The organism is Paenibacillus pabuli NBRC 13638 (assembly GCF_001514495.1).
Classification (GTDB): Bacteria; Bacillota; Bacilli; order Paenibacillales; family Paenibacillaceae; genus Paenibacillus; species Paenibacillus pabuli.
This window is the reverse complement of record NZ_BCNM01000014.1, coordinates 135,335-156,600: the sequence shown is the minus strand read 5'-3', so window position 1 is coordinate 156,600 and position 21,266 is coordinate 135,335. Positions and strand designations below refer to the sequence as shown.

At 45.3% G+C, this 21,266-nt stretch carries 15 protein-coding genes; 11 read left to right on the top strand and 4 right to left on the bottom strand.

Annotation, left to right across the window (positions count from 1 at the left end):
* Positions 1-387 precede the first annotated feature (387 nt).
* The 3 genes from PPA03S_RS19550 (at position 388) to PPA03S_RS19540 (ending at position 5,164) form a co-directional block, all read left to right on the top strand.
* Complete coding sequence (locus PPA03S_RS19550) at positions 388-1,875, top strand: glutamate synthase subunit beta (protein WP_062325373.1); 1,488 nt, start codon at positions 388-390, stop codon at positions 1,873-1,875.
* A 344-nt stretch (positions 1,876-2,219) separates the two neighbouring features.
* Complete coding sequence (gene fur, locus PPA03S_RS19545) at positions 2,220-2,687, top strand: ferric iron uptake transcriptional regulator (protein ID WP_157284276.1); 468 nt, start codon at positions 2,220-2,222, stop codon at positions 2,685-2,687.
* A 125-nt stretch (positions 2,688-2,812) separates the two neighbouring features.
* Positions 2,813-5,164, top strand: a complete 2,352-nt coding sequence (locus PPA03S_RS19540; protein WP_062325370.1) for a DNA topoisomerase 3 — start codon at positions 2,813-2,815, stop codon at positions 5,162-5,164.
* A 112-nt stretch (positions 5,165-5,276) separates the two neighbouring features.
* On the opposite strand, the gene PPA03S_RS19535 is transcribed toward PPA03S_RS19540, so the two are convergent.
* Together PPA03S_RS19535 and PPA03S_RS19530 are read right to left on the bottom strand one after the other, a co-directional pair.
* Entirely contained in the window at positions 5,277-6,038 is a 762-nt protein-coding gene (locus tag PPA03S_RS19535) for an HAD family hydrolase (RefSeq protein ID WP_062325368.1), read from the bottom strand.
* Positions 6,039-6,078: 40 nt separating this feature from the next.
* The gene (locus tag PPA03S_RS19530) at positions 6,079-7,005 is read right to left on the bottom strand and encodes an ArsR/SmtB family transcription factor (RefSeq protein WP_062325366.1); all 927 of its coding nucleotides are present in this window, start codon (positions 7,003-7,005) and stop codon (positions 6,079-6,081) included.
* A gap of 210 nt (positions 7,006-7,215) precedes the next feature.
* On the opposite strand from PPA03S_RS19530, the gene PPA03S_RS19525 reads away from it, so the two are divergent.
* The 5 genes from PPA03S_RS19525 to PPA03S_RS19505 all read left to right on the top strand — a co-directional run bounded on the left by PPA03S_RS19525 (position 7,216) and on the right by PPA03S_RS19505 (position 12,712).
* Positions 7,216-8,406, top strand: coding sequence for an MFS transporter (locus tag PPA03S_RS19525; protein WP_439955831.1), 1,191 nt, complete (start codon positions 7,216-7,218; stop codon positions 8,404-8,406).
* A gap of 84 nt (positions 8,407-8,490) precedes the next feature.
* Entirely contained in the window at positions 8,491-9,216 is a 726-nt protein-coding gene (locus tag PPA03S_RS19520; protein ID WP_062325364.1) for a phosphonate ABC transporter ATP-binding protein, read from the top strand.
* A 16-nt stretch (positions 9,217-9,232) separates the two neighbouring features.
* Positions 9,233-10,561 carry a hypothetical protein gene (locus PPA03S_RS19515; RefSeq protein WP_167666072.1) on the top strand — a complete coding sequence of 443 codons (1,329 nt, stop codon included), beginning with the start codon at positions 9,233-9,235 and terminating at the stop codon, positions 10,559-10,561.
* Entirely contained in the window at positions 10,554-11,252 is a 699-nt protein-coding gene (locus tag PPA03S_RS19510) for a response regulator transcription factor (RefSeq protein WP_024634004.1), read from the top strand. The genes PPA03S_RS19515 and PPA03S_RS19510 overlap by 8 nt, the downstream gene beginning before the upstream one ends.
* Positions 11,249-12,712, top strand: coding sequence for a sensor histidine kinase (locus PPA03S_RS19505; protein ID WP_062325360.1), 1,464 nt, complete (start codon positions 11,249-11,251; stop codon positions 12,710-12,712). Before PPA03S_RS19510 ends, PPA03S_RS19505 begins: the two co-directional genes overlap by 4 nt.
* A 45-nt stretch (positions 12,713-12,757) precedes the next feature.
* On the opposite strand, the gene PPA03S_RS19500 is transcribed toward PPA03S_RS19505, so the two are convergent.
* A complete protein-coding gene (locus PPA03S_RS19500) occupies positions 12,758-13,984 on the bottom strand; it encodes a glucose-1-phosphate adenylyltransferase (protein ID WP_062325357.1) in 1,227 nt (408 codons plus the stop codon).
* A gap of 194 nt (positions 13,985-14,178) precedes the next feature.
* Between PPA03S_RS19500 and glgB the strand changes: the two genes are divergently transcribed.
* The 3 genes from glgB to PPA03S_RS19485 all read left to right on the top strand — a co-directional run bounded on the left by glgB (position 14,179) and on the right by PPA03S_RS19485 (position 19,418).
* A complete protein-coding gene (gene glgB, locus PPA03S_RS19495; protein ID WP_157284270.1) occupies positions 14,179-16,203 on the top strand; it encodes a 1,4-alpha-glucan branching protein GlgB in 2,025 nt (674 codons plus the stop codon).
* Positions 16,200-17,642 carry a glycogen synthase GlgA gene (glgA, locus tag PPA03S_RS19490; protein WP_062325355.1) on the top strand — a complete coding sequence of 481 codons (1,443 nt, stop codon included), beginning with the start codon at positions 16,200-16,202 and terminating at the stop codon, positions 17,640-17,642. The genes glgB and glgA overlap by 4 nt, the downstream gene beginning before the upstream one ends.
* Before the next feature lie 72 nt (positions 17,643-17,714).
* Entirely contained in the window at positions 17,715-19,418 is a 1,704-nt protein-coding gene (locus PPA03S_RS19485; protein WP_062325353.1) for a NosD domain-containing protein, read from the top strand.
* Positions 19,419-19,513: 95 nt separating this feature from the next.
* On the opposite strand, the gene PPA03S_RS19480 is transcribed toward PPA03S_RS19485, so the two are convergent.
* Positions 19,514-21,265, bottom strand: a complete 1,752-nt coding sequence (locus tag PPA03S_RS19480) for an alpha-glycosidase (protein ID WP_062325351.1) — start codon at positions 21,263-21,265, stop codon at positions 19,514-19,516.
* Position 21,266 lies beyond the last annotated feature (1 nt).

The following is a 21,266-nucleotide window of genomic DNA, read 5'->3' as shown; positions in this document are numbered from 1 at the left end:
TAAAGCCCTAAAATTTGGTGAATATTCGGAATTGGCAATGCGTAACAAGGAGGTTTGTGGTTTTATATGATAAATTAGCTTACATTTAATTGACGTTCTGACTTATAGTTTAGGAATCAAACGCTTATTTTACTCGAACGAAACCCGGTTGAAGACCAAATTAAGGGTATTGACCCTTGGTGGACTAGAACGATATGATGTATAAAATACAAATAATTATGCGGATAATCCATTTAATATTCAACAAGCAAAGTGCTACTATAATTGAAATATCTTTGAGAAGATTTTGTGATACAATATACAAAAACTCAAGTAATGAGTAATCCATTTCATATAGAACCATGCAGATGAAGGGATTAAGACAAGAACGGATGGGGGAAACGTAAGATGTCTACACCTACTGGATTTATGGAATACAAACGGCAGCTGCCTGCGGACCGTGAGCCGTCAGAGCGGGTTAAGGATTGGGAAGAGTTTCATAAACATATGGCTGAAGAAGAGCTCAGAACACAAGGTGCACGATGCATGGATTGTGGTACCCCGTATTGCCATACAGGTATAGATATGATTGGCGGAACGTCGGGCTGCCCGGTGCATAACCTGATTCCGGAATGGAATAATCTGGTGTATCGTGGATTATGGAGAGAGGCGCTTGATCGCCTGCACAAAACGAACAATTTCCCTGAGTTTACAGGTCGTGTCTGTCCTGCTCCTTGTGAAGGATCATGTACAGTAGGGCTGATTGGTGAGCCGGTAACGATTAAAACCATTGAGGAAGCGATAATAGAAAAGGGTTTTGAAGAAGGGTGGGTTGTTCCTCAACCTCCGGAGAAACGTACGGGTAAACGTGTAGCAGTCGTTGGTTCAGGCCCTGCGGGACTGGCTACAGCGGCTCAGTTGAACAAAGCGGGCCATACGGTAACGGTGTACGAGCGATCTGACCGTGTCGGCGGTTTGCTGATGTACGGCATTCCAACCATGAAACTGGACAAAAACGTAGTTCAGCGTCGTGTTGATTTGCTTGAAGCAGAAGGCATTCAATTTGTAACAAACACGGAGATCGGGAAGGACATTGCTGCACAGCAGCTGGTGGACGATTATGACGCCGTTGTGTTGTGCGGTGGTGCAACTAAACCGCGTGAGTTTAACATTGAAGGCAGTGACCTGAAAGGCGTGCATTACGCTATGGACTTCCTGAATGGCAGCATCAAAAGTTACCTGGACTCCAACCTGGAGGATGGAAACTACCTGTCTGCACAGGACAAGGATGTCATCGTTATTGGTGGCGGGGATACAGGTTCCGACTGTGTCGCTACATCGCTCCGCCACGGTTGTCGGAGCATTACACAATTTGGTACACATACTCAGGCTCCTATGGAACGTGATCGCATTAACAACCCTTGGCCGCAATTCCCGAATGTATACACTCTTGATTATGCACAGGAAGAAGCGAAAGCATTGTTCGGTGACGATCCGCGTGAGTTCTCCATCATGACGACCAAATTTGTGGGTGATGACGAGGGTAATCTCAAAGAACTCCACACTGTTCAAATTGAACGTATTGTAGATGAAACCGGACGTAAAATCTATCAGCCGATTCCGGGTACCGAGCGCGTCTTCCCGGCTCAAATGGCAATGATTGCTATTGGTTTTGATGGACCAGAACAGACTTTGGTGGAGCAGCTTGGACTTGCAACAGACCGTCGTACTAACGTCAAAGCCCGTTACGGCAAATATAATACCAATGTGGATAAAGTATTTGCAGCAGGCGACATGCGTCGTGGTCAAAGTCTGGTTGTATGGGCTATCAATGAAGGCCGTGAAGCTGCCCGTGAAGTGGACAAATACTTGATGGGTGCTACAGTTCTGGTGTAAAGAGCGAATGAAGTCTTCAGCGATGTATAATCGTATTGCACTCATATTATGTAAAAGATGGATTTCATAAAATGGTAATATGACAACCCTCGCGTTTATGCGGGGGTTGTTTTTGTTTATAAGAAATCGAGAAATGCTCTCATTTATCTTTTGCAAGTGTGCGTTATAGCATTGCTTTTTAATCCATAAAGACTTATTATTATATTATAATTATTATAAATAAGAGTGTAATCATGATTAAATTACGAGCGAATAGTATATCTTGAAAATGACTTGAACATGTTGAAGCGTGAATTCATTAAATTCGGAGGTGCAACCTTATGGCAAGTAATCGGGGCAAATCCATTTCAGAGCAGATCTATAACATTAAAAATCAACTGGTTGAAAAAGGATATAAATTGACACAGCAACGGGAAGTTACCGTACGTGTATTGCTTGAGCATGAGAAGGATCATTTCAGTGCAGAGGAAGTATTTTTGCTGGTAAAAGAACAATTTCCGGAGATTGGCTTGGCTACGGTGTATCGTACACTTGAGCTGCTAAGTGATCTTCACGTGGTCGAAAAGATTAACTTTGGAGATGGTGCTGCACGCTTCGATCTGAGAAGTACGGATGGTTCACATCACCATCACCATCTGATCTGTACCGATTGTGGTAGTGTAGAAGAGATTATGGAAGACGGCTTGCTTCGTCTGGAACAACAAATTGAGCGACAGTATGGCTTTGCTGTAACAGATCATCGGCTTGATTTTCAGGGTGTATGCAAAGAGTGCAGGGCAAAGCGGGCTGTGAATGAACAGGAAGCGGGCTAATTCTGCTGGGGAGGATGCTCCCGCAATCAAAATCTGATATAATAAGGTTCAGAAGCAAGGGGCTTCCGTAGGCGGAAGGCCCCTTTTTGCCGTCATTCGGGCGGTGAAGGAGGAGAGATGGACGGATGAAGACACTGGTTATAGCGGAAAAGCCCGATATGGGCCGAACCATTGCCGCCGTCATAGAGCCAAGGGCCAAGAACAATCGCAATTATTTGGAGGGTGAGCATTATATCATCACTTGGGCGATTGGTCATCTATTGGGACTTGCTGAACCGGATGCCTATGATACGAAGTATAAGCGGTGGAATATCGGGGATCTGCCAATCATTCCAGATCAGTTCAAGATCGTGCCCAATCCCAGAACCAAAGATCAGCTGAAGATTATCGGAGAACTGGCAAAGAGGGCGTCAGCCATCGTTAATGCTTGTGATGCGGGGCGAGAGGGGCAGTATATCTTTGCCTTGATTCAACAGCAGCTAAAGCTGCGTCAGCCCGTCAAACGTTTGTGGATATCAGATCTTACGGCTGAAAGTATTAAGCGTGGTTTCGAAGGATTGAAGGATGCCTCGGAATTTGAAAATTTAACTCAAGCTGCCAGGGCCCGCAGTGAAGCGGATTGGCTGATCGGCATGAATGCGTCACGGGCGTTTACCACGCGTCATAATGCATTGCTGTCTGTAGGACGAGTTCAGACTCCCGTACTGGCCTTGATATATGATCGTGAAATCGAAATTGAAGCGTTCCAGTCCCAGACCTTTTATGAAGTGGCCGCATGGTTTCGCCAGGAGGGAGTCGAGTATAGAGGGCTGCGTCAAGGGGACAAGTTGACCGATCCGGCGGTTGCGGAATCCATTGCTGCGAGTGTGAAGGGCAAGCCAGGACGGATTACCAAGTATGAAGCAAAACAGACCAAGGAGTATCCGTACCGGCTGTATGATCTCACCCTTTTGCAGCGAGAAGCGAATGCCAAGTATGGTTATGGAGCGAAGAAAACGCTGGATATTGCGCAGGCGCTTTATGAGAAACATAAGGTCATTTCCTATCCGCGGACCAATTCCAACTATGTTACAGAACAAAACATCGAAGGAATGCACAAAACACTCCATCTGCTCAAAAATGGAACCTATAGTGAACTGGCGCAAGGAGCGAAGCCTGAACTCGTTCACAAGAATAATAAAGGCGTATGTAATCCATCCAAGGTGGAAGATCACCATGCTATTTTGCCTACGTTAAAACGGCCGGGTACGTTATCCAAGGATGAGCAGAACATCTATGATTTGATTGTCAGACGTTTCTTGTCCCATTTCTATCCGCCAGCCGAGTATAAGCAGCATACCGTGCTCACTGACGTTGAGAAGCACCAGTTCAAAACTTCTGTGAAAGAACTGCTGTCCCTGGGGTGGAAGGTGGTACTGGGCTCCGGAGATCAGGAGCAGGGTGGCTCTGGCAAGAAAAAGACGAAGAAAAACAGTAATGAAGAAGAGGAAGCCGAGGAATGGACGGACAAGGCATTTTCTGTACAGCCTGAGTTGCCTGTTCTCTGTACAAAAAGTGAATTCAAAGAGAAGGCCACACAGCCTCCCAAGAGTTATACGGAGGGAACCTTGCTGAAAGCGATGGAGAGCGCAGGGAAGCAGATTGAGAATGAAGAGCTGCGTGATGCGATGAAAGACAGTGGTCTGGGTACTCCAGCTACTCGTGCAGCAACGATTGAACGTCTCAAGAATGTGGGTTACATTACGATGCAGGGTAAAAAGATGCAACTCACGTTGAAGGGACGAACAGCCATCGAATTGATCCGCCGGGCAGGTGTGGATTTATTAACCTCCCCTGAGATGACAGGCCAATGGGAAAGAAGATTATACCAAATTTCCAAAGGTGAAGCGGGTCAGGACAAGTTTATGGAGAACGTCAAGAAATTCACCATGTCCATCATTGATAAGGTGCGAGTGCAAGCCCCAGCGCCAGCGGATGCTTTTGGCGAAGATTCACGGACGGGACGGGGGAAAGGCAAGGGAGGCAGAACCCAGCGGAGTGGCGGAACAACGTCTACCAAGACGCCCGGCACGAGTGCAGGCGGGGGAGTGAAAGCGTCACGTCAAGCTTCAGGTTCAGGGACTACAGGGAGAACGGGCAGTATCAAGACTGCAGCTGCCAAAACGCAAGCTTCCAGTACAAATCAACCGGGTGTCCGTGAATCGCTGGCTTCTTGTCCAGCTCCAGGGTGTACGGGGCAGATTATTGAAGGCAAAAAAGGCTATGGCTGTACACGATTTAAAGAAGGCTGCAGCTTTGTCATTTGGAAAGAATACGTCGGCAAGAAAATTACCAGTACGATGTTGAAAGCGTTGATTGAAAAGGGGAGTACGCAGGTCCTGTCTTTTAAACGAAAAGACGGAAGCACAGTAAAGGCACGTATTATTTTGCAGGACGCGACGACCGGTAAACTATCTGCTGAAAGGCAAGAAGTATAAGTCGTGGACTTGAAGGCGGGAACGTAAGCTTCATGTAATGAAAGCAGAAGTTGTTTATTTTCTTACTTTCACACCGGATTCTTTCCCTGGATATAAGTAAAAGGACCCTTTGTTAAAGGGTCCTTTTTTGTTGCTGCTGTTGGATATTTTCATGGATAACCTTCGGTACCTCTTCCAATGCCGTAATGGTATACATCGATGTCTCAGGATTGGGCTGAAGCTCCACAATGTTATATTGCCACTCGTTAGGTTGTTTGATATATATGCTATGGATGCCGGCTGTGACTGCTGGCATGATATCCGTGCGCAGTGAATTTCCAATCATCCATGTTGCACGACGTTCAAACGGTCCGGTAGAGAGGATACCTTCAAGAGCCTCAATGTTCTTGTGCTGCCGGATGTAGATGCGGTCATCAAAGTATGCTGACAGCTTCATTTGGTCAATCTTCCGTTGCTGAATTACGGTTTCTCCGCCTGTATACAGGTAGAGAGCATGTCCAGCCGATTTTAAGTTTTCCAATGTTTCAACCATATGCGGATAAGGTTCAACCTCTTGGTCGTATACGCTCATACCCAGTTTGGTGAGATAAGACTCTTCTTGAGGAGAGGTAGGCTTAGCAAATTTCTTGGAAAAATAACGGTACGTATCAATAAGGGATTGTGGGAAATGGTGACTTGCAAATCCCAATTTATTGACTCCAGTCACATCGATTTCCAGCTGTTTCTCCCGGATCTGTTGGGTTGTCAGGGCATGTCCGTCAAACCACTCTTGCATGTTCTCAAAGAACTCACCAAGCACCAGGTTAAAATATTTATTGCAATACACGAGTGTATCGTCGAGATCAAACATAATATGTTGTTTAATGTTTTTCATATCAAAATTCACTCCTTGCAGCCAGCAGGTCCACAGATGTTCATATGTCTATGCGAATATAGGATTCCAGGAACATATTCAATTCAGATACGCCATCCGGCCGGATACTGTATTTCTCTTTACGGTTGCTGCCGAGCAGATGAGTTCGTAGCAAACCGGCGATGCGAAGAGCCATAACCTGGTCTTTAACCATATCCTCGTCTTTACCTAGTTCTTCACACATCTCAGCAAGTGATTTCGGCTCCTCTGATACGTAACGAAGCAGACGGAGTCTTTCTGGATCTGCCAGAGCATGGGTGAAACGAAGCAGACAAGTTGGCGGCTGATCCTCATCTTCTTCGGGAGCATCCACGGGATACTGCATAATCATCATGCCCTCGTAGAAGCAGTACATATTAATGGGGCGATTGTGAACGGTTGGAAATAGAATGACCTCATCCAGCCCAGGCATTGGTTCAACCAAAACACCTGCAGTGGCATACTCAATGAGTAATTCAGGTCCCATTTTATCAAGCAAAATGCGTTTCTCTTCAGCGTCTTCCTCCAGCCAGATACGATAATCCTCACTCATATGCTGGCAGTAATGCTGATCCCAGAGTCGAAGCAGGGGAACATAGCTGTCCCGAATACGAGTTGATTCTTCTATGGTAAGACTGGGCAGCAGAGGTGAAACACGTGCAAACAGCTCATCGGCTGACTGGCCTGCAAGCATGTCCAAAAAATCGCGATTTTCTGTGGAGCCATCTCGGTACGCAGCCCATGCAAACAGGACGTCAAAGTCATCAAAAGGCCAAGTAGAAGCAGGCGCGAGCGCAGCTCGTACATTGGAACTTAGTTTGCCTTCCACTTCAATAATCCATTCTGGACCGACATCGAGATGTTGAATCCATTTCTTCGTTACATATACCAAAAAACTGTTGAGCATTTCATATATCGGTGAAACATCGATTTTAACATGATAAGCCATATGTTGCAGAATCCTCCCGTCACATCTAAATGTACGCAGCGACTTAAGTACTATTATGGCTTGTTTTGCAGGGCGTTGTCCACTATAATGTTCAAGTCCAGGGCAAAGCCCTGGTGTAACCGTGCGCGATCAACAGAATAGTTATAACATGCGAAAGGTCGTCAGGGATGGCGATTTTTCTTTGTATGCTTGCAGGAGGAATGAAATTTCGTGTCATCTCTAACTAAAACCAAATTGTCAAATTCTACATCGAACTATCTCATACTGATCATCGTTATTGTTGTAGCGGGTATAAGTCAGGGACTTCTATTGCCAGTGCTGTCCATTTTCCTGGAGCAAAAGGGAGTTTCCTCGGGTTTGAACGGATTGAACGCTGCCGCATTATACGTTGGTTCTTTTGCCATGACCCTGGTCGCTGAACGACTGCTGGGAGCGATCGGTTTCAAAAAGCTGATTATCGGCGGCTTGTTATTTGTCATGATTCCCCTCATTTTGTTTCCTTATTTTCCGGATATCAAAATCTGGTTCATTTTACGTCTGGTCGTCGGAATCGGTGACAGTGCACTTCATTATGCTGCACAATTATGGGTTCTCCTGGTTACGGCACCCGAGAAACGGGGACGATACATTTCTCTATACGGCATGTCCTATGGACTCGGATTCAGCATTGGGCCATTGGGAATCAAACTGCTCGGCTTTGGTGATGCTGTTCCGTTCTGGGTATTATTTGTTTGTATGGCGGCGGTACTCATCCTCGTATTAATGAAGCTTCCCGATACAAAGCCCGAAAAAACAGAACATGGCCAGCTGCCTGAACGTCGTTTCCGTCGAAGTCTGGCTTGGGCATGGTATGCGTTATTGCCTGCTTTATTGTATGGATACATGGAAGCCGGGATGAACAGCAACTTCCCTGTTTACGGACTGCGTATTGGATTCGATGCCAATCAGATATCTTCATTACTGCCGTTCGTCGGAATCGGTGGACTGTTTCTTCAATTACCTCTTGGCATGTTAAGTGACCGGTACGGTCGAAAGAAGACGTTGATGTTTGCCGGTATAACGGGCGGCATCGTCTTCATGCTAGTTCCCGTGGCAGGCACGCATTTCTGGTGGACACTAGTGCTGCTAACGATAGCTGGTGGGTTGGTAGGATCGTTTTTCTCGCTTGGCCTGGCCTATGCCGCAGATATTCTTCCTAAAGCGCTTCTGCCTGCAGCGAATGTGGTGGCTTCGTTTCATTTTACGATTGGAAGCATTATTGGACCGAACCTGGGTGGCCAAGTCATCAATTGGATCTCACCGGGAAGCATGTTTACTTTGCTAGGGTTCATGTATCTTCTTTTTGGTGCAGCAGGTGTATTATTTCGTCGTAAACCTAAGCTTGAATCTGTGTTAAAATAGAAGCTGGTGTTCGCATGGAAATTGATGTCCATTTCCGAGTACACTAGTAGTTAGGGAAAAACATGGACAAGAGGAGACATCGCGATGATCAGAGTGGAAGGCTTAAGCAAATCCGTAGGAGCGGACCGGGTTCCGGTTCTGCGGGATATTCAATTTGATATGCAGCAGGGAGAAATGATTGCAGTAGTCGGTTCCAGCGGGAGCGGAAAAAGCATGCTGCTTAAATGCCTTGCCATGATGGAGAAATGGGATGGCGGCCGATTTACGGTGGACGGAGCCGAGATTTTGAAAGAGGGCTGGTCCGGAAAACGGAAAATTAAACGGGAATGGGCATACTTGGAACAGAATCCGCAATTGTACCCGAGACGTACTGCTTTGAAAAATGTATTGATCGGTCGGTCGGGTCAGACCCCTTTGTGGAGAATGGTAACGGGCATGGTACGTTCCGATGATTATATGGGCGCTATGGATTATCTGGAGGGATTGGGATTACTGGATAAAGCGCACCAGACGGCAGAGAAGCTCAGTGGTGGTGAGAAGCAGCGTGTTGCCATTGCCCGTGCGCTTGCACATGGTGCCAAAGTTGTCTTGGCGGACGAGCCTGTCGTGGGTCTTGATCCTCATACCGCTGATGCTGTTCTGGAGACGCTGCGCAAATTGTGCGAAGAGGAACGGGCTACTGTAATTGCGGTATTGCCGATTGAACTGGCAGAGAAACATGCCACCCGCATCTGGGGGCTATCGGAAGGCAAGATTGTTTTTGACATAAGAGGACGTCGATTGACACAGCAAGAAAAAAATATGATTTAAACTATTGAAAAGAGTGATGAATTTGCTTAATTCACGGTGGGGACGGCTGTTGGCAGGTGGAGCAGTAAGTATCCTGCTTGGTTCAGTCCTTAGCGGATGTACTGTTCTTAGCGATCCCAAGTTACTGATGAAACAACCCATGATGTCGATGGACAAGGAGAGATTGCTTACAATTGTACAAAAAGAACAACCTCCTGAGAGCAAATTGATTCGTCCCAAGGACATGAACAATACAAGCATGATTCGAGTGGCAGATCTAAATGGGGACGGGACCCGAGAAGCTATTGTTTTCTATGAAACACCGAGTGAGAATGTCCGAATTCATGGGATGATTCTCGAAGAGCAGAGTGATACTTGGGTGAAAAAGCTGACTTTCGACGTCCCGGGTAATACATTACAATCATTTAAATTGCTGGATATTACGAATGATGGCAATCCAGATATCGTTCTGGGGGTAAGCCTGGAAGCTCAGAAAGCCTTAATGGCCTATTCCTACAAAGGAGGGGCCCTAGAACAGGTAATGGGTGGAGTACCCTATAATCAGTTGATCATTGATGATTTACAAGGGAATCCTTTGGATTTAAATGGAGACAAGAAGAATGATTTTGCCATCGTATCACTTAATACCAGCGGATTTGCATCCCTTGCCTTGTATCAGTATGATGATGGCAGTTTCAAGGAAGTGGACCGCGTACAGACCGATTATACAGTAAAAGAATTTTATAACGCACTTGGCGGTCAAATAGCTAAAGATAAAGTGGGTATTGTGTTGGATGCTGAATTAGATGATCGAAGTACTTTTACACAGATTGTGTATGTGAAGGACAATAAATTGGTGAATGCGTTCAATTCTCCTGATCAAACCTATAGAGATGACAAAATTTTAAGCGGTGATTTTAATAATGATGGTATTATTGAATTTGGTTTGAAGGAATCGCCAAGGGGCTGGGAACATTATGTGTTTGATGCCCGGATGTGGTTTTATACCTTCTATCAATGGAATGGCAAGGATGGGAAAGATTTTGTGTCCTTCCAATACCGTGATGATGCGAATGCATTCCACCTCAATCTAAAAGCGGAATGGTTCGGAAAAATCACAATTGACACCAAATCAGAAAAAGAAAAATATATCCGATTTAAAATGATTGATACGGATGAAACCGTAGGAGAGATTAAATATTTCACCCTTACTCAGTGGGAACAGGACAAAGGAAAAGGGTGGAAAGAGATTACCAAGTCGAATGATCAAGTGATCGCTTATCGTGGCGCACAATCTGCGAATAATGATGGTGGATTATTGGATAATATGTCGCATTTGAATAGAAAGGAAGAACTACATGAGTAAAGTACTTATTCTTGAGGATGAAGAATCCATTCGCAGTTTTATTGTTATTAATTTGAAAAGAAACGGATTTGAAGTGCTTGAAGCAGGAGATGGACATGAAGCGCTTCGTATTTTGCAAACTGTTCCAGATATTGACTTGGCTTTGCTGGATGTTATGGTCCCAGGCATTGACGGTTTTGAAGTGTGCCGACGCATTCGTGAAACGAATGAACGTCTAGGTATTATTTTCCTGACAGCAAAAGTACAGGAGCAAGATAAGGTGTATGCGTTATCTGTCGGAGCGGACGATCACGTAAGTAAGCCCTTTAGTCCTACAGAGCTGATTGCACGTATTCAATCGTTGCTGCGCCGGGTGAATGTACATCGGGAGACGGCTGCCAAGGTAACGTTCCAGTCAGGGCCGTTCTCACTTGATCTAATCTCCAAACAATTTAAGAAACAGAACGAATTAATCGAATTAACACCAACAGAATTTTCACTGATTCAATTTTTCCTTGAAAAAGAAAATACACCTTTAAGCCGGGATGTGCTGCTGGATCACGTCTGGGGCAAGGAGTACATGGGCGATCCAAAAATCGTGGACGTTAACATCCGACGCCTGCGTCAGAAAATTGAGAACAATCCTTCCGAACCTGAATACCTTCAGACTGTATGGGGTCACGGGTACAAATGGAAGGGCCGGGATCAATGATCAAAAAAGGCATTACCCGGCAGATCGTATTACATTATTTTATTGTAGTGTTTCTGGCTCTGCTGTTGGTGGAATTCGTTTTTTTAATTGCAGTACAAAGATATTATTATGAGAGTATTTACAATACAATTAATCAGCAGATTACTTCGACAAATGATTTTAAAGAAACATTATCCCGTACGGATGAAGCTAATAATCTATCGTATTTACTTGCAAATCTTCAATTGGATAGTACGGAGCTGCAAATCCTTGATATGGAAGGTCGTGTCCTCGCTAGTTCTACCGCTTTTGAGTCGGAGCATGCCGTTCTCCAAACGAGCGATATCTCGCAGGCTATGAATGGGAGCATTGGACGCTGGGTAGGAAGGCAGCCCGTTACAGGTGAGCAAGTCATGGCGGTGTCCCATAAGTTGGATTTGGGTGGTGAAAATACGTATATTGTAAGGTATCTCACCTCACTTGATATGGTTAATTCCAAGCTTCTGGTTATGGGGCTACTCGCAGTAGCGGTAGGTGTAGCCGTCCTGGTTATTGTCTTAATTATTAGTATTGGAATGGCGAACTCCATTGTACGTCCCCTCAATAATATCACAGCCGTATCGGCTCAAATGGCGAGAGGACGGCTGGATGTCAGAGTTAAGGGGAATTACAAGCATGAACTTGGCGAGCTCGCATCCACCCTAAATTTCATGGCTCATGAAATTGTGCGCAGTAACCAGATCAAGGATGATTTTATTTCCTCCATCTCTCATGAATTGCGGACACCTCTGACCAGTATAAAAGGGTGGAGTGAGACGCTGGATTCCGGTGGATATGATCCGGATGAAACAAGAATTGGAATGAGTATTATTTCTAAAGAAACCGAGCGTCTAATCGGACTTGTTGAAGAAATGCTCGATTTCTCCAAGTTACAACAAAATCAAATGAAGTTAGTAAAAGGAACGGTCAGTATTCGGGAGATTGTACAGGAAACGATGCTTAATGTATGGGCCAAAGCAGAGCAAAAACAAGTACATCTTAAGCTGGATACCGATGAAGATCGTGCATTTAATGTATTTGGAGATGGAAACAGACTCAAACAGGTTTTTCTTAATCTGGTTGATAATGCCATTAAATTCTCTCATGAAAATTCGTGGATTTTCCTTTCTGTCAAAGAAGAGAACGGGCAGATTATAGCTGCTGTTCAGGATACGGGTATCGGAATCAGTGAGGAACATCTCATTAAAGTACGGGACCGTTTCTTCCAAGTGAATCATCAGAATGGGGGAACAGGGCTGGGACTTGCCATTACCCAGGAACTGGTTGAATTGCATGAAGGTACCATCACGATACAGAGTGAACTGGGATCAGGAACCACTGTGACAGTTGCCTTACCAGCACTACCTGAAGAAGAGGGCGTGGGTGAAGCTTCAAAACAGAAAAGTGATTCTGAAACGCTAAAGGATTCCTCATCTGAATAAGAGCACCAAAAAGGCGAGCCATATCGGCCCGCCTTTTCTTTATCCTTATGAGGAAAGTTCTCCAGCGCGCAGGCGCCCGCTTTTCTCATACACTTCTTTAAGCATACGAACGGGTTGGGTACGCACTGCCGGTTTGGCAGAGACAATCTCATTGGGTCCTACTACCACAATTTCATCTGCAGTGCCTTTGACGATGGCACCGTCTTTAATGATGGCACCTTCACCAATGATGGCACGTTCGATATGAACCCCGCGACCTACTCGTGCATTTGGCATAATTACGCTGTCTTTAACCTCTGAACCTTTGCCGACCTCAGCCCCGCAGAAAATAACAGATCGTTCGGCTCGGCCTTCAATGGCGCAGGATTCATGAACCATGGACGCAAGAAGTTCTGCTCGCGTATTACGTGCTTTGTATGCACTTGGTTTAGTTCTCCAATCACGGGTAAACATGGGCCATTCTTCTTTTTGCAAGCTCCAGTCCTCATCGTTATGAAGCAAGTCCATATGTGCATCCCAGAGACTCTTCACCGTACCTACATCCTTCCAATACCCATTAAAGTTGTAGACGAAGAGAGGTGTATTTTCGTTCAGCATCTGAGGAATCACATCTTTACCAAAATCATGGCTGGATTCGGGGTTTGCAGCATCTTCAATCAGGTGACGCTTCAGATAATCCCATTTGAACATATAAATCCCCATGGAAGCCAAGTTGCTTTTCGGTTCGGCCGGTTTCTCCGCAAACTCGGTCACACGCGAATTGGCGTCCGCTGCCATAATACCGAAACGATGAGCTTCATCCCATGGAACCTCCATAACCGAAATGGTGGCTGCCGCTTCATTCGCTTTATGAGCTTCCAGCATCTCACGGTAATTCATATGGTAGATATGATCACCCGACAAAATTAGAACATTTTCGGGGTTTTGTTGATCAATATAGTCAATATTTTTATAAATTGCGTCCGCAGTTCCCAAGTATTCGTCATTTCCTGTATGATAAGATGGAAGTAAGGAAATTCCTGCCTCTTTTGACGTTTCGAGGCCCCACGGTTCTCCTCCACCAATGTGATCATGTAGTGAATCAGCTTGATACTGCGTTAGTACACCTACAGTGTCGATACCTGAGTTTACGCAGTTGCTGAGAGGAAAATCGATGATCCGGTAGTGCCCGCCAAACGGTACAGCGGGTTTTGCGATACTTGAGGTTAAAGGGTTTAATCTTTTCCCTTCTCCTCCCGCCAACAGCATAGCGATGCAATCTTTCTTAAACATAATCGTTTCCCTCCCAAAATATTTGTGCAGTGTAGTACATACTTAACGCAATGCGGGGCTATTGAAACGATGTATATTGTAAAAATCCTGAAAAATTACAACATTTTTTTACACACCGCATTTTTCTTTTCAACTTGGCTAGAATGGGGTAATGGTTACTGTTACATCTATTTTCTGGAGAAGAAGGTGATCTCTTGGCCATTCAACCATTGGCAAACCCGGAAATATCGCCGGAGCATATTTATTTGTTTCATGAAGGAAACCTTCATCACAGTTATCGAATATTGGGCGCACAGCCTGCGATCGAAGATCATCGACAGGGATATCGCTTTACCGTGTGGGCTCCTAATGCCAAAGAAGTAGGTCTAGCGCTTGACCGCAATGATTGGAAAGGTGAACAGGAACCATTATATAAGATACCCGATTCTGGATTTTGGACTCGTTTTTTTCCGGAAATCAGTGAAGGAACTTTATACAAATTCCGTATATTAACGGAAGAGGGAACCGAATTGCTTAAAGCAGATCCCTATGCTTTTCATGCTGAAGTCCGTCCACGTACTGCTTCGATCACGAGTTCCATTGAAGGTTACAAATGGAATGACGGCGCGTGGAGACGCAAACAACGATCCATCTATAACAAACCTCTACATATTTATGAAATGCATGCAGGAACGTGGAAACGTAAAGAAGACGGTACACTGTACAGTTATCGTGAGCTAGCGGACTTGCTTGTTCCTTATTTATTGGAGATGAAATATACCCATGTAGAGATGATGCCCCTAAGTGAACATCCATACGACCTTTCGTGGGGGTATCAAAATACAGGTTTTTACGCGCCAACAAGCCGTTACGGGCAGCCTAAAGATCTGATGTATCTGGTTGATACGCTACATCAGGCTGGAATTGGTGTATTACTTGACTGGGTTCCTGCACATTTTGCAAAGGACGCACATGGTTTGCGTTTGTTTGACGGAACACCTTTGTACGAATACGCAGATCCACTGTTAGCAGAGAGACCAGGCTGGGGCACCTTGAGCTTTGATTACTCCAAACCTGAGATTCGCTCGTTCTTGATCTCCAATGCCCTGTACTGGATGGAGATGTACCATTTTGATGGGCTGCGTGTTGACGCAGTGACCAGCATGCTTAAACTGGATTTCGAAAAGCAACCGGGTCAATATCGAACCAACAATGAAGGCGGTCTGGAAAACAAGGAAGCGGTCGCTTTTTTACAGCAGCTTAATGAGACTGTCTTTAAATACTTTCCATATGCACTGATGATGGCTGAAGAATCCAGTGCATGGCCGATGGTGACGTCGCCAGTGGATCAAGGCGGATTAGGCTTCAACTATAAATGGAACATGGGATGGATGAACGATACGCTTGATTACATGAAATCAGATTTTCATGAGCGTCCTTCCAAACATCATTTGCTGACTTTCCCGGTCGTATACTCCTTTGCTGAAAATTACGTGCTTCCTCTGTCTCATGACGAGGTGGTTCATGGCAAAAAGTCACTCCTAGACAAGATGCCAGGAACATACGAGCAGAAATTTGCTGGCATGCGTGCCTTTATGGGTTACTTTATGACATTCCCAGGCAAAAAGCTGCTGTTTATGGGTGGAGAATTTGGCCAGTTTATCGAATGGAAAGATGAAGATGAACTGGACTGGTTTTTGCTGAACTATGACAGTCACCGTAAACTCCACAAGTTTGAACGGGATCTGTCCGAGTTATACTTGGGCGAAAAAGCTTTGTGGGAGCTTGATCATTCCTTTGAAGGGTATGAATGGATTGCTCCAGATGATCAGGATCAGAGCGTCATTTCATATGTGCGCAAAGGAAAAAAACCTGCGGATACACTCCTTGTGCTCATTAACTTTCAGCCGGTCAAGCGGGAGCGTTACCGGATTGGCGTCATGCGTCCCGGTATGTACACCGAAGTCCTGAACAGTGATCATTCCGATTACGGAGGATCAGGTATACTCAATGATATGCAGGTAGCTACTGAAAAGATTCCTTTTCATGGTCAACCACATAGCCTTGAGCTGGTCCTCCCTCCGCTAAGCGTAGTTATTTTAAAAAAGAATACTCGTCGGAAAACGGATGCAGCACCCCCTGAAGTGAAATCCGTAAGATCAAAAACCATCGCAACAAAAGAAAGGAATACAACTACTACAAGTACATCAGGTAAACCGAAGAGGAGGACGAAGGCATGAACATTCTATTTGCTGCTGCTGAAGTACATCCATTTATTAAAACAGGAGGACTTGCTGACGTCATTGGTGCATTGCCACAGGCATTGAAGAAAGGCGGGGCGGATGTTCGCGTCATTTTGCCCAAATACAAAGGTATTCCGGATGAATACAAAGACGCCATGGAGCCAGTCATTACAACGGAAGTACCTCTAGGCTGGCGAAGACCCTATTGTGGGATTGAAAAGTTGGTGCATGACGGCATTACGGTTTACTTTGTGGATAATGAATATTATTTTGGACGTGACGGTGTATACGGCTATATGGATGATGGCGAGCGATTTGCTTTCTTCAATCGTGCTGTTCTTGAAGTGCTGCCGCAAATCGAATTCAAGCCGGATGTATTGCACAGTCATGACTGGCATGCAGGGATGATTCCTTTATTGCTGGAGGCTCATTATGCACATGATTCTTTCTACAGTGACATGAGAACGGTGTTCACGATACATAACTTGTTATATCAAGGTGTGTTCCCCCATGAGCTATTCAGTGATCTGCTGGAGTTGGATGATCGGTACTTTACGGTGGACGGGGCGGAGTATTACGGTAACGTCAATTTCCTGAAAGCAGGCATTGTCTACGCGGATCATGTAACGACGGTCAGCCCTACATATGCCAGGGAAGTACAAACGTCCTATTACGGTTATGGCCTAGATGGATTGCTAAGTTCCCTCGGAGAGCGATTTAGTGGAATCGTGAACGGTATCGACACCAAGAGTTACAACCCTGCGGCAGACTCGAAAATTCCGGTTAAATACAGAACAAGCTTGTCCAAGAAAATAGAGAACAAGATAGAGCTGCAGAAGGAGTTGGGACTGCCAGTTCGACCGGATGCTCCACTTATGGTCATGGTTACAAGGCTTGTGGATTCCAAAGGTTTGGACCTGGTCTGCCGAGTATTGGATGAGTTGTTGTATTATGACGACATTCAGTTTGCCGTATTAGGTACGGGTGATCCGGCTTATGAGCATTGGTTCCGTGAGGCAGCCAATCGTTATCCGCTAAAAATGTCTGCCCAGATTACATTCAACGATGGATTGTCTCGCCGTTTCTATGCAGGTAGTGATCTGTTCCTGATGCCATCCAGATTTGAACCATGCGGTATTAGCCAGCTGCTTGCACTCCGTTATGGCAGCGTACCTCTTGTCCGTGAAACAGGGGGTCTGAACGATACCGTGCAGGCATACAATGAATTCAGCGGTGAGGGGAATGGATTTTCATTTACAAGCTTTAACGCCCATGACATGATGAATACCATTCGCCGTGCCGAGGAATTTTACCGTCAACCGGAGCACTGGAAAAAGATCGTGAAAAACGCAATGAGCGGTGACTACAGTTGGAACGTATCAGCTGAAGAGTATATGAATATATATCGTAGGATCACGCTAGAATCCAACAAATAGTCCTTCAAACGAGCCGCAGTATAATCGTACTGCGGTTTTTTTTGTACGATGATAAGAGGGGGCGAATGGATAATGAACTTCATTAATTTTAACACGAAGTACAATCCTAATTTGCAGGCTTTAAGTAGTGCTGACGGGTACAATTCGGTCAAAATGAATGAAATGTTTGCTCAGGTTATGGGCAACATCGCCGCTGTGCAATCCACCCTCTCAGGCAATATCATTGATGTGAGAAATTTTGCGCCAGGAGATGGCAGCAATCAGTCTGTACAGCTCAAGGCTTTTTTTGATTCGGCACAGCAAGGAGATGTTTTATTATTTACGCCAGGACATTATAAAGTGGTCAAGACAGGATGGTTCTATACCTTTAGTGGCAGATCCGTGATCATTAGAGCCCTTCCGGGAGCGATCTTGGAGGTTTCGGATCAGGGAATCCGGATTGAAGGCAGTGACCATGTTGAAATCAGTGGGCTAACTTTGGTGCGTACGACTCAAGCCGCTTGGAGTAAAAACAAAACAGGGCTCCACATTGAAAATTCGAGCAATGTACTATTGCAACAGAATGAAATAAGCCAATTTACCGACGGGATTGGAGTTAATGGTTCCAACAGTCAAGATCAGCCTGCCCGCAATGTGGTTATTCGAAATAATAAGCTGCATCATCTGGGAGAAGAGCCGATTGCAGTCCGCAGAAACTTGGCTTTTGTCGTGATTCGTGAGAATGATTGTTCCAGATTTCTTGGGGATGGGATTCTCGTCAAGGCAACATGGCATGTCTCCATCACGAATAACTTTTTGCACTCCCCAGTGTTGTCCAGTGATCAGGATTATGCTGCTTTTTCAGGAGGACAACAGTTGGCAAATGCACCTACAATCGGTGGGGGAATCACTTGCAATAATGAGGGTGGTGAGTCCGGGGCCAAGAACATGCATATCCATGGGAATAGCTTAATTGGTACCGCATTTGGTGTAGGATTAATCGGGTTCGAAGGTGCATTTGTAACCTCCAATTATTTTAATGCGATCCAAAAAACATCGGTCATTTCGGTGTCTTTCTCTCCGTCACAGTTCAATCCCAACGATGTAAGCAACCACCTGTTTGTGATCCAGGGTAACCTGATTGACACGATCTCTAGGCCAAGTGCTATGGCTGCCATTGAAGCGAAAACAACTAAAGGTCCAGAAGGCATGGACATCGGCATTATATCTGACAATATTATTATTCCAAGAGGAAAACACTGGGGAATTGTCGCAGATGGTCATATTATCGTAAAAGGCAATTACATTGCCGAGGCGGGCATCGCCATGGATATTGCCAATGGAGTAATTGCGACGAGCAACATCATTAGACCCGGTTTTGAGAATTCTAATCCTGACCGAATGGTCAGCTTGCATAATGATTGTACCTTTTCTCATAATTCAGTGGAAGGGAAGGGGACATGTCTTCAAGTAAGAGGCTCAAACAATATGGTCACGGGAAATCGATTGAAATATGAAGGGACCTGGTGGGCAGTACATCTGGACATGGTTAATAACACGGTGGAGGGCAACATCATAAGAGACAACATGCTGGTGATTACGGCAAATGCCACGGGGCGTTACCTATTTGGCGCAAGTCCCTCGACAAATGGGAAAAACGTAGTGGTTGACCTTGTGAAGGATAATAACGGAACCGTTTATCAGCTGGTAAACGAAATGGTTATGATGGGTGCGAACTCTACGAGGTGGAGAATAACGATCGCTGCCAATGGGGATCTAAAAACCACAAAGTTATAACATTAGAAATGATTGTTACCTTCTGAAAAAAAACTTATGGAGCATCCGATGAATGGAAACATTCACCCAATACTCCATAAGTTTTTTGGTATGAGTTAGATCGTCTCCAGTTGTCTGTACAAAATACGGTACCCGTATGGATCAAGTTTGATATTCATCATACCATCCGTTGGAACTACGGGTTCTTCAGTCAACGCATCTCTCCAGTCCCTCGTTTCCATTGGGTGAGACAGTGTACGTTCTTGCGGAGTATTGTTCATCCATATCGTAAAGTGAAGGGTGTCGTCCACGCGTTCGTACACGATACAGGGATCATTGCGATCTGCTTTGAGGAAACGAAAACGACCTTTCCGCAGCGCCTCATTACTTTTACGCAAATCAATCATCAGGCGGTAGAAATCATAAAGCTCCCGATCTTGCTTGGCCGGATCCCATTGCATACATTTGCGACAATCCGGATCAGCCTCCCCGCTTATACCAACTTCATCCCCGTAGAATATACAAGGCGTACCGATATAAGTGAAAAGAAATACAACAGACAACTTTAATCTGCGTTTGTCTTCTCCGCACCGAGTGAGCAGGCGAGGGGTATCATGGCTGCACAGCATATTGAAAATCACTTCGTTGGTCTGTTGCGGGTATCGCATAATGAGTGAGCCCATCTCGTTAGCAAAGTTGTAACCATCCATAGAACCACAGAAGAACTCAAGCACTTTGTCAGCAAAAGGATAGTTCATCACGGAATCAAATTGATCCCCCATGAGCCAGGTCAAGGAATCACTCCAGACTTCACCTACTATATAGGCTTCCGGATTGGCGGCTTTGACCACTTTGCGGAAGTCACGCCAGAAATGATTATCCACCTCATTGGCCACATCCAGTCGCCAGCCATCGAGCTTGATTTCCTTGATCCAGTATTCAGCGACATCGAGCAAATAGGCTTTAACTTCGGAATTGGCAGTATTAAACTTGGGCATATTGCCATAAAACCCAAATGTATCGTAAGTAGGGATTCCGTTCTTGATCTGCACCGGATATTCATTGATATGAAACCAGTCTGCATATTTGGAATTTTTTCCATTCCTCAGTACGTCCTGAAACGGGGGAAAGTCTTCACTGCAATGGTTAAAAACCGCGTCAAGCATGACCCGGATTCCACGGCGATGGCATTGTTCTGCTACTTTTTTGAGTAATTCATTGTCTCCGAAATGGGGGTCTACTTTTTTATAATCGACGGTGTCGTATTTGTGGTAGGAGTTGGCTTGAAACAATGGGGTGAAGTAGATGGCGTTGACACCGAGTTTGGTCAGATCGTCCAGGTGATTAAGCACACCTTGCAGGTCTCCGCCGAAGTAGTTATCCAGTTCAGGCTGGCCGCCCCATTCCTGGGTCCCTTCCGGATTCAGATCCGGATTACCGTTCGCAAACCTTTCGGTCATGATTTGATAGAAGACGGCTTCTTTTGCCCATTCGGGGACCTTAAATACATCAATTTCATGTATGTAGGAAAATTCATAATATCCTCCGGTGGGATAAGGGGCATCGTAATGAATTCCGTTGTCAGCCAAAAAAATATTTTCTGATCCGGCGGTTATGCGGAAGATGTAGGTCAGACGCTTAAATTTGGGATTGACTGCAGCCTCCCAGTAATCAAACATGCTGTCTGAAGCAGCCTTCTCCAGTTGAATTTCCTTGTAAGTTCCATCCCAATCGTACTTATCACCGGTCAGTGCAGTCACATATTCTACGTCATTTCTCTTGGTTCGTACACGCAGGTGAATGGTAGACGGGTTATATGCATAAGCCCATTTGTCGCGGGGAACGTGATACATCGCTTCGAGCAGCATG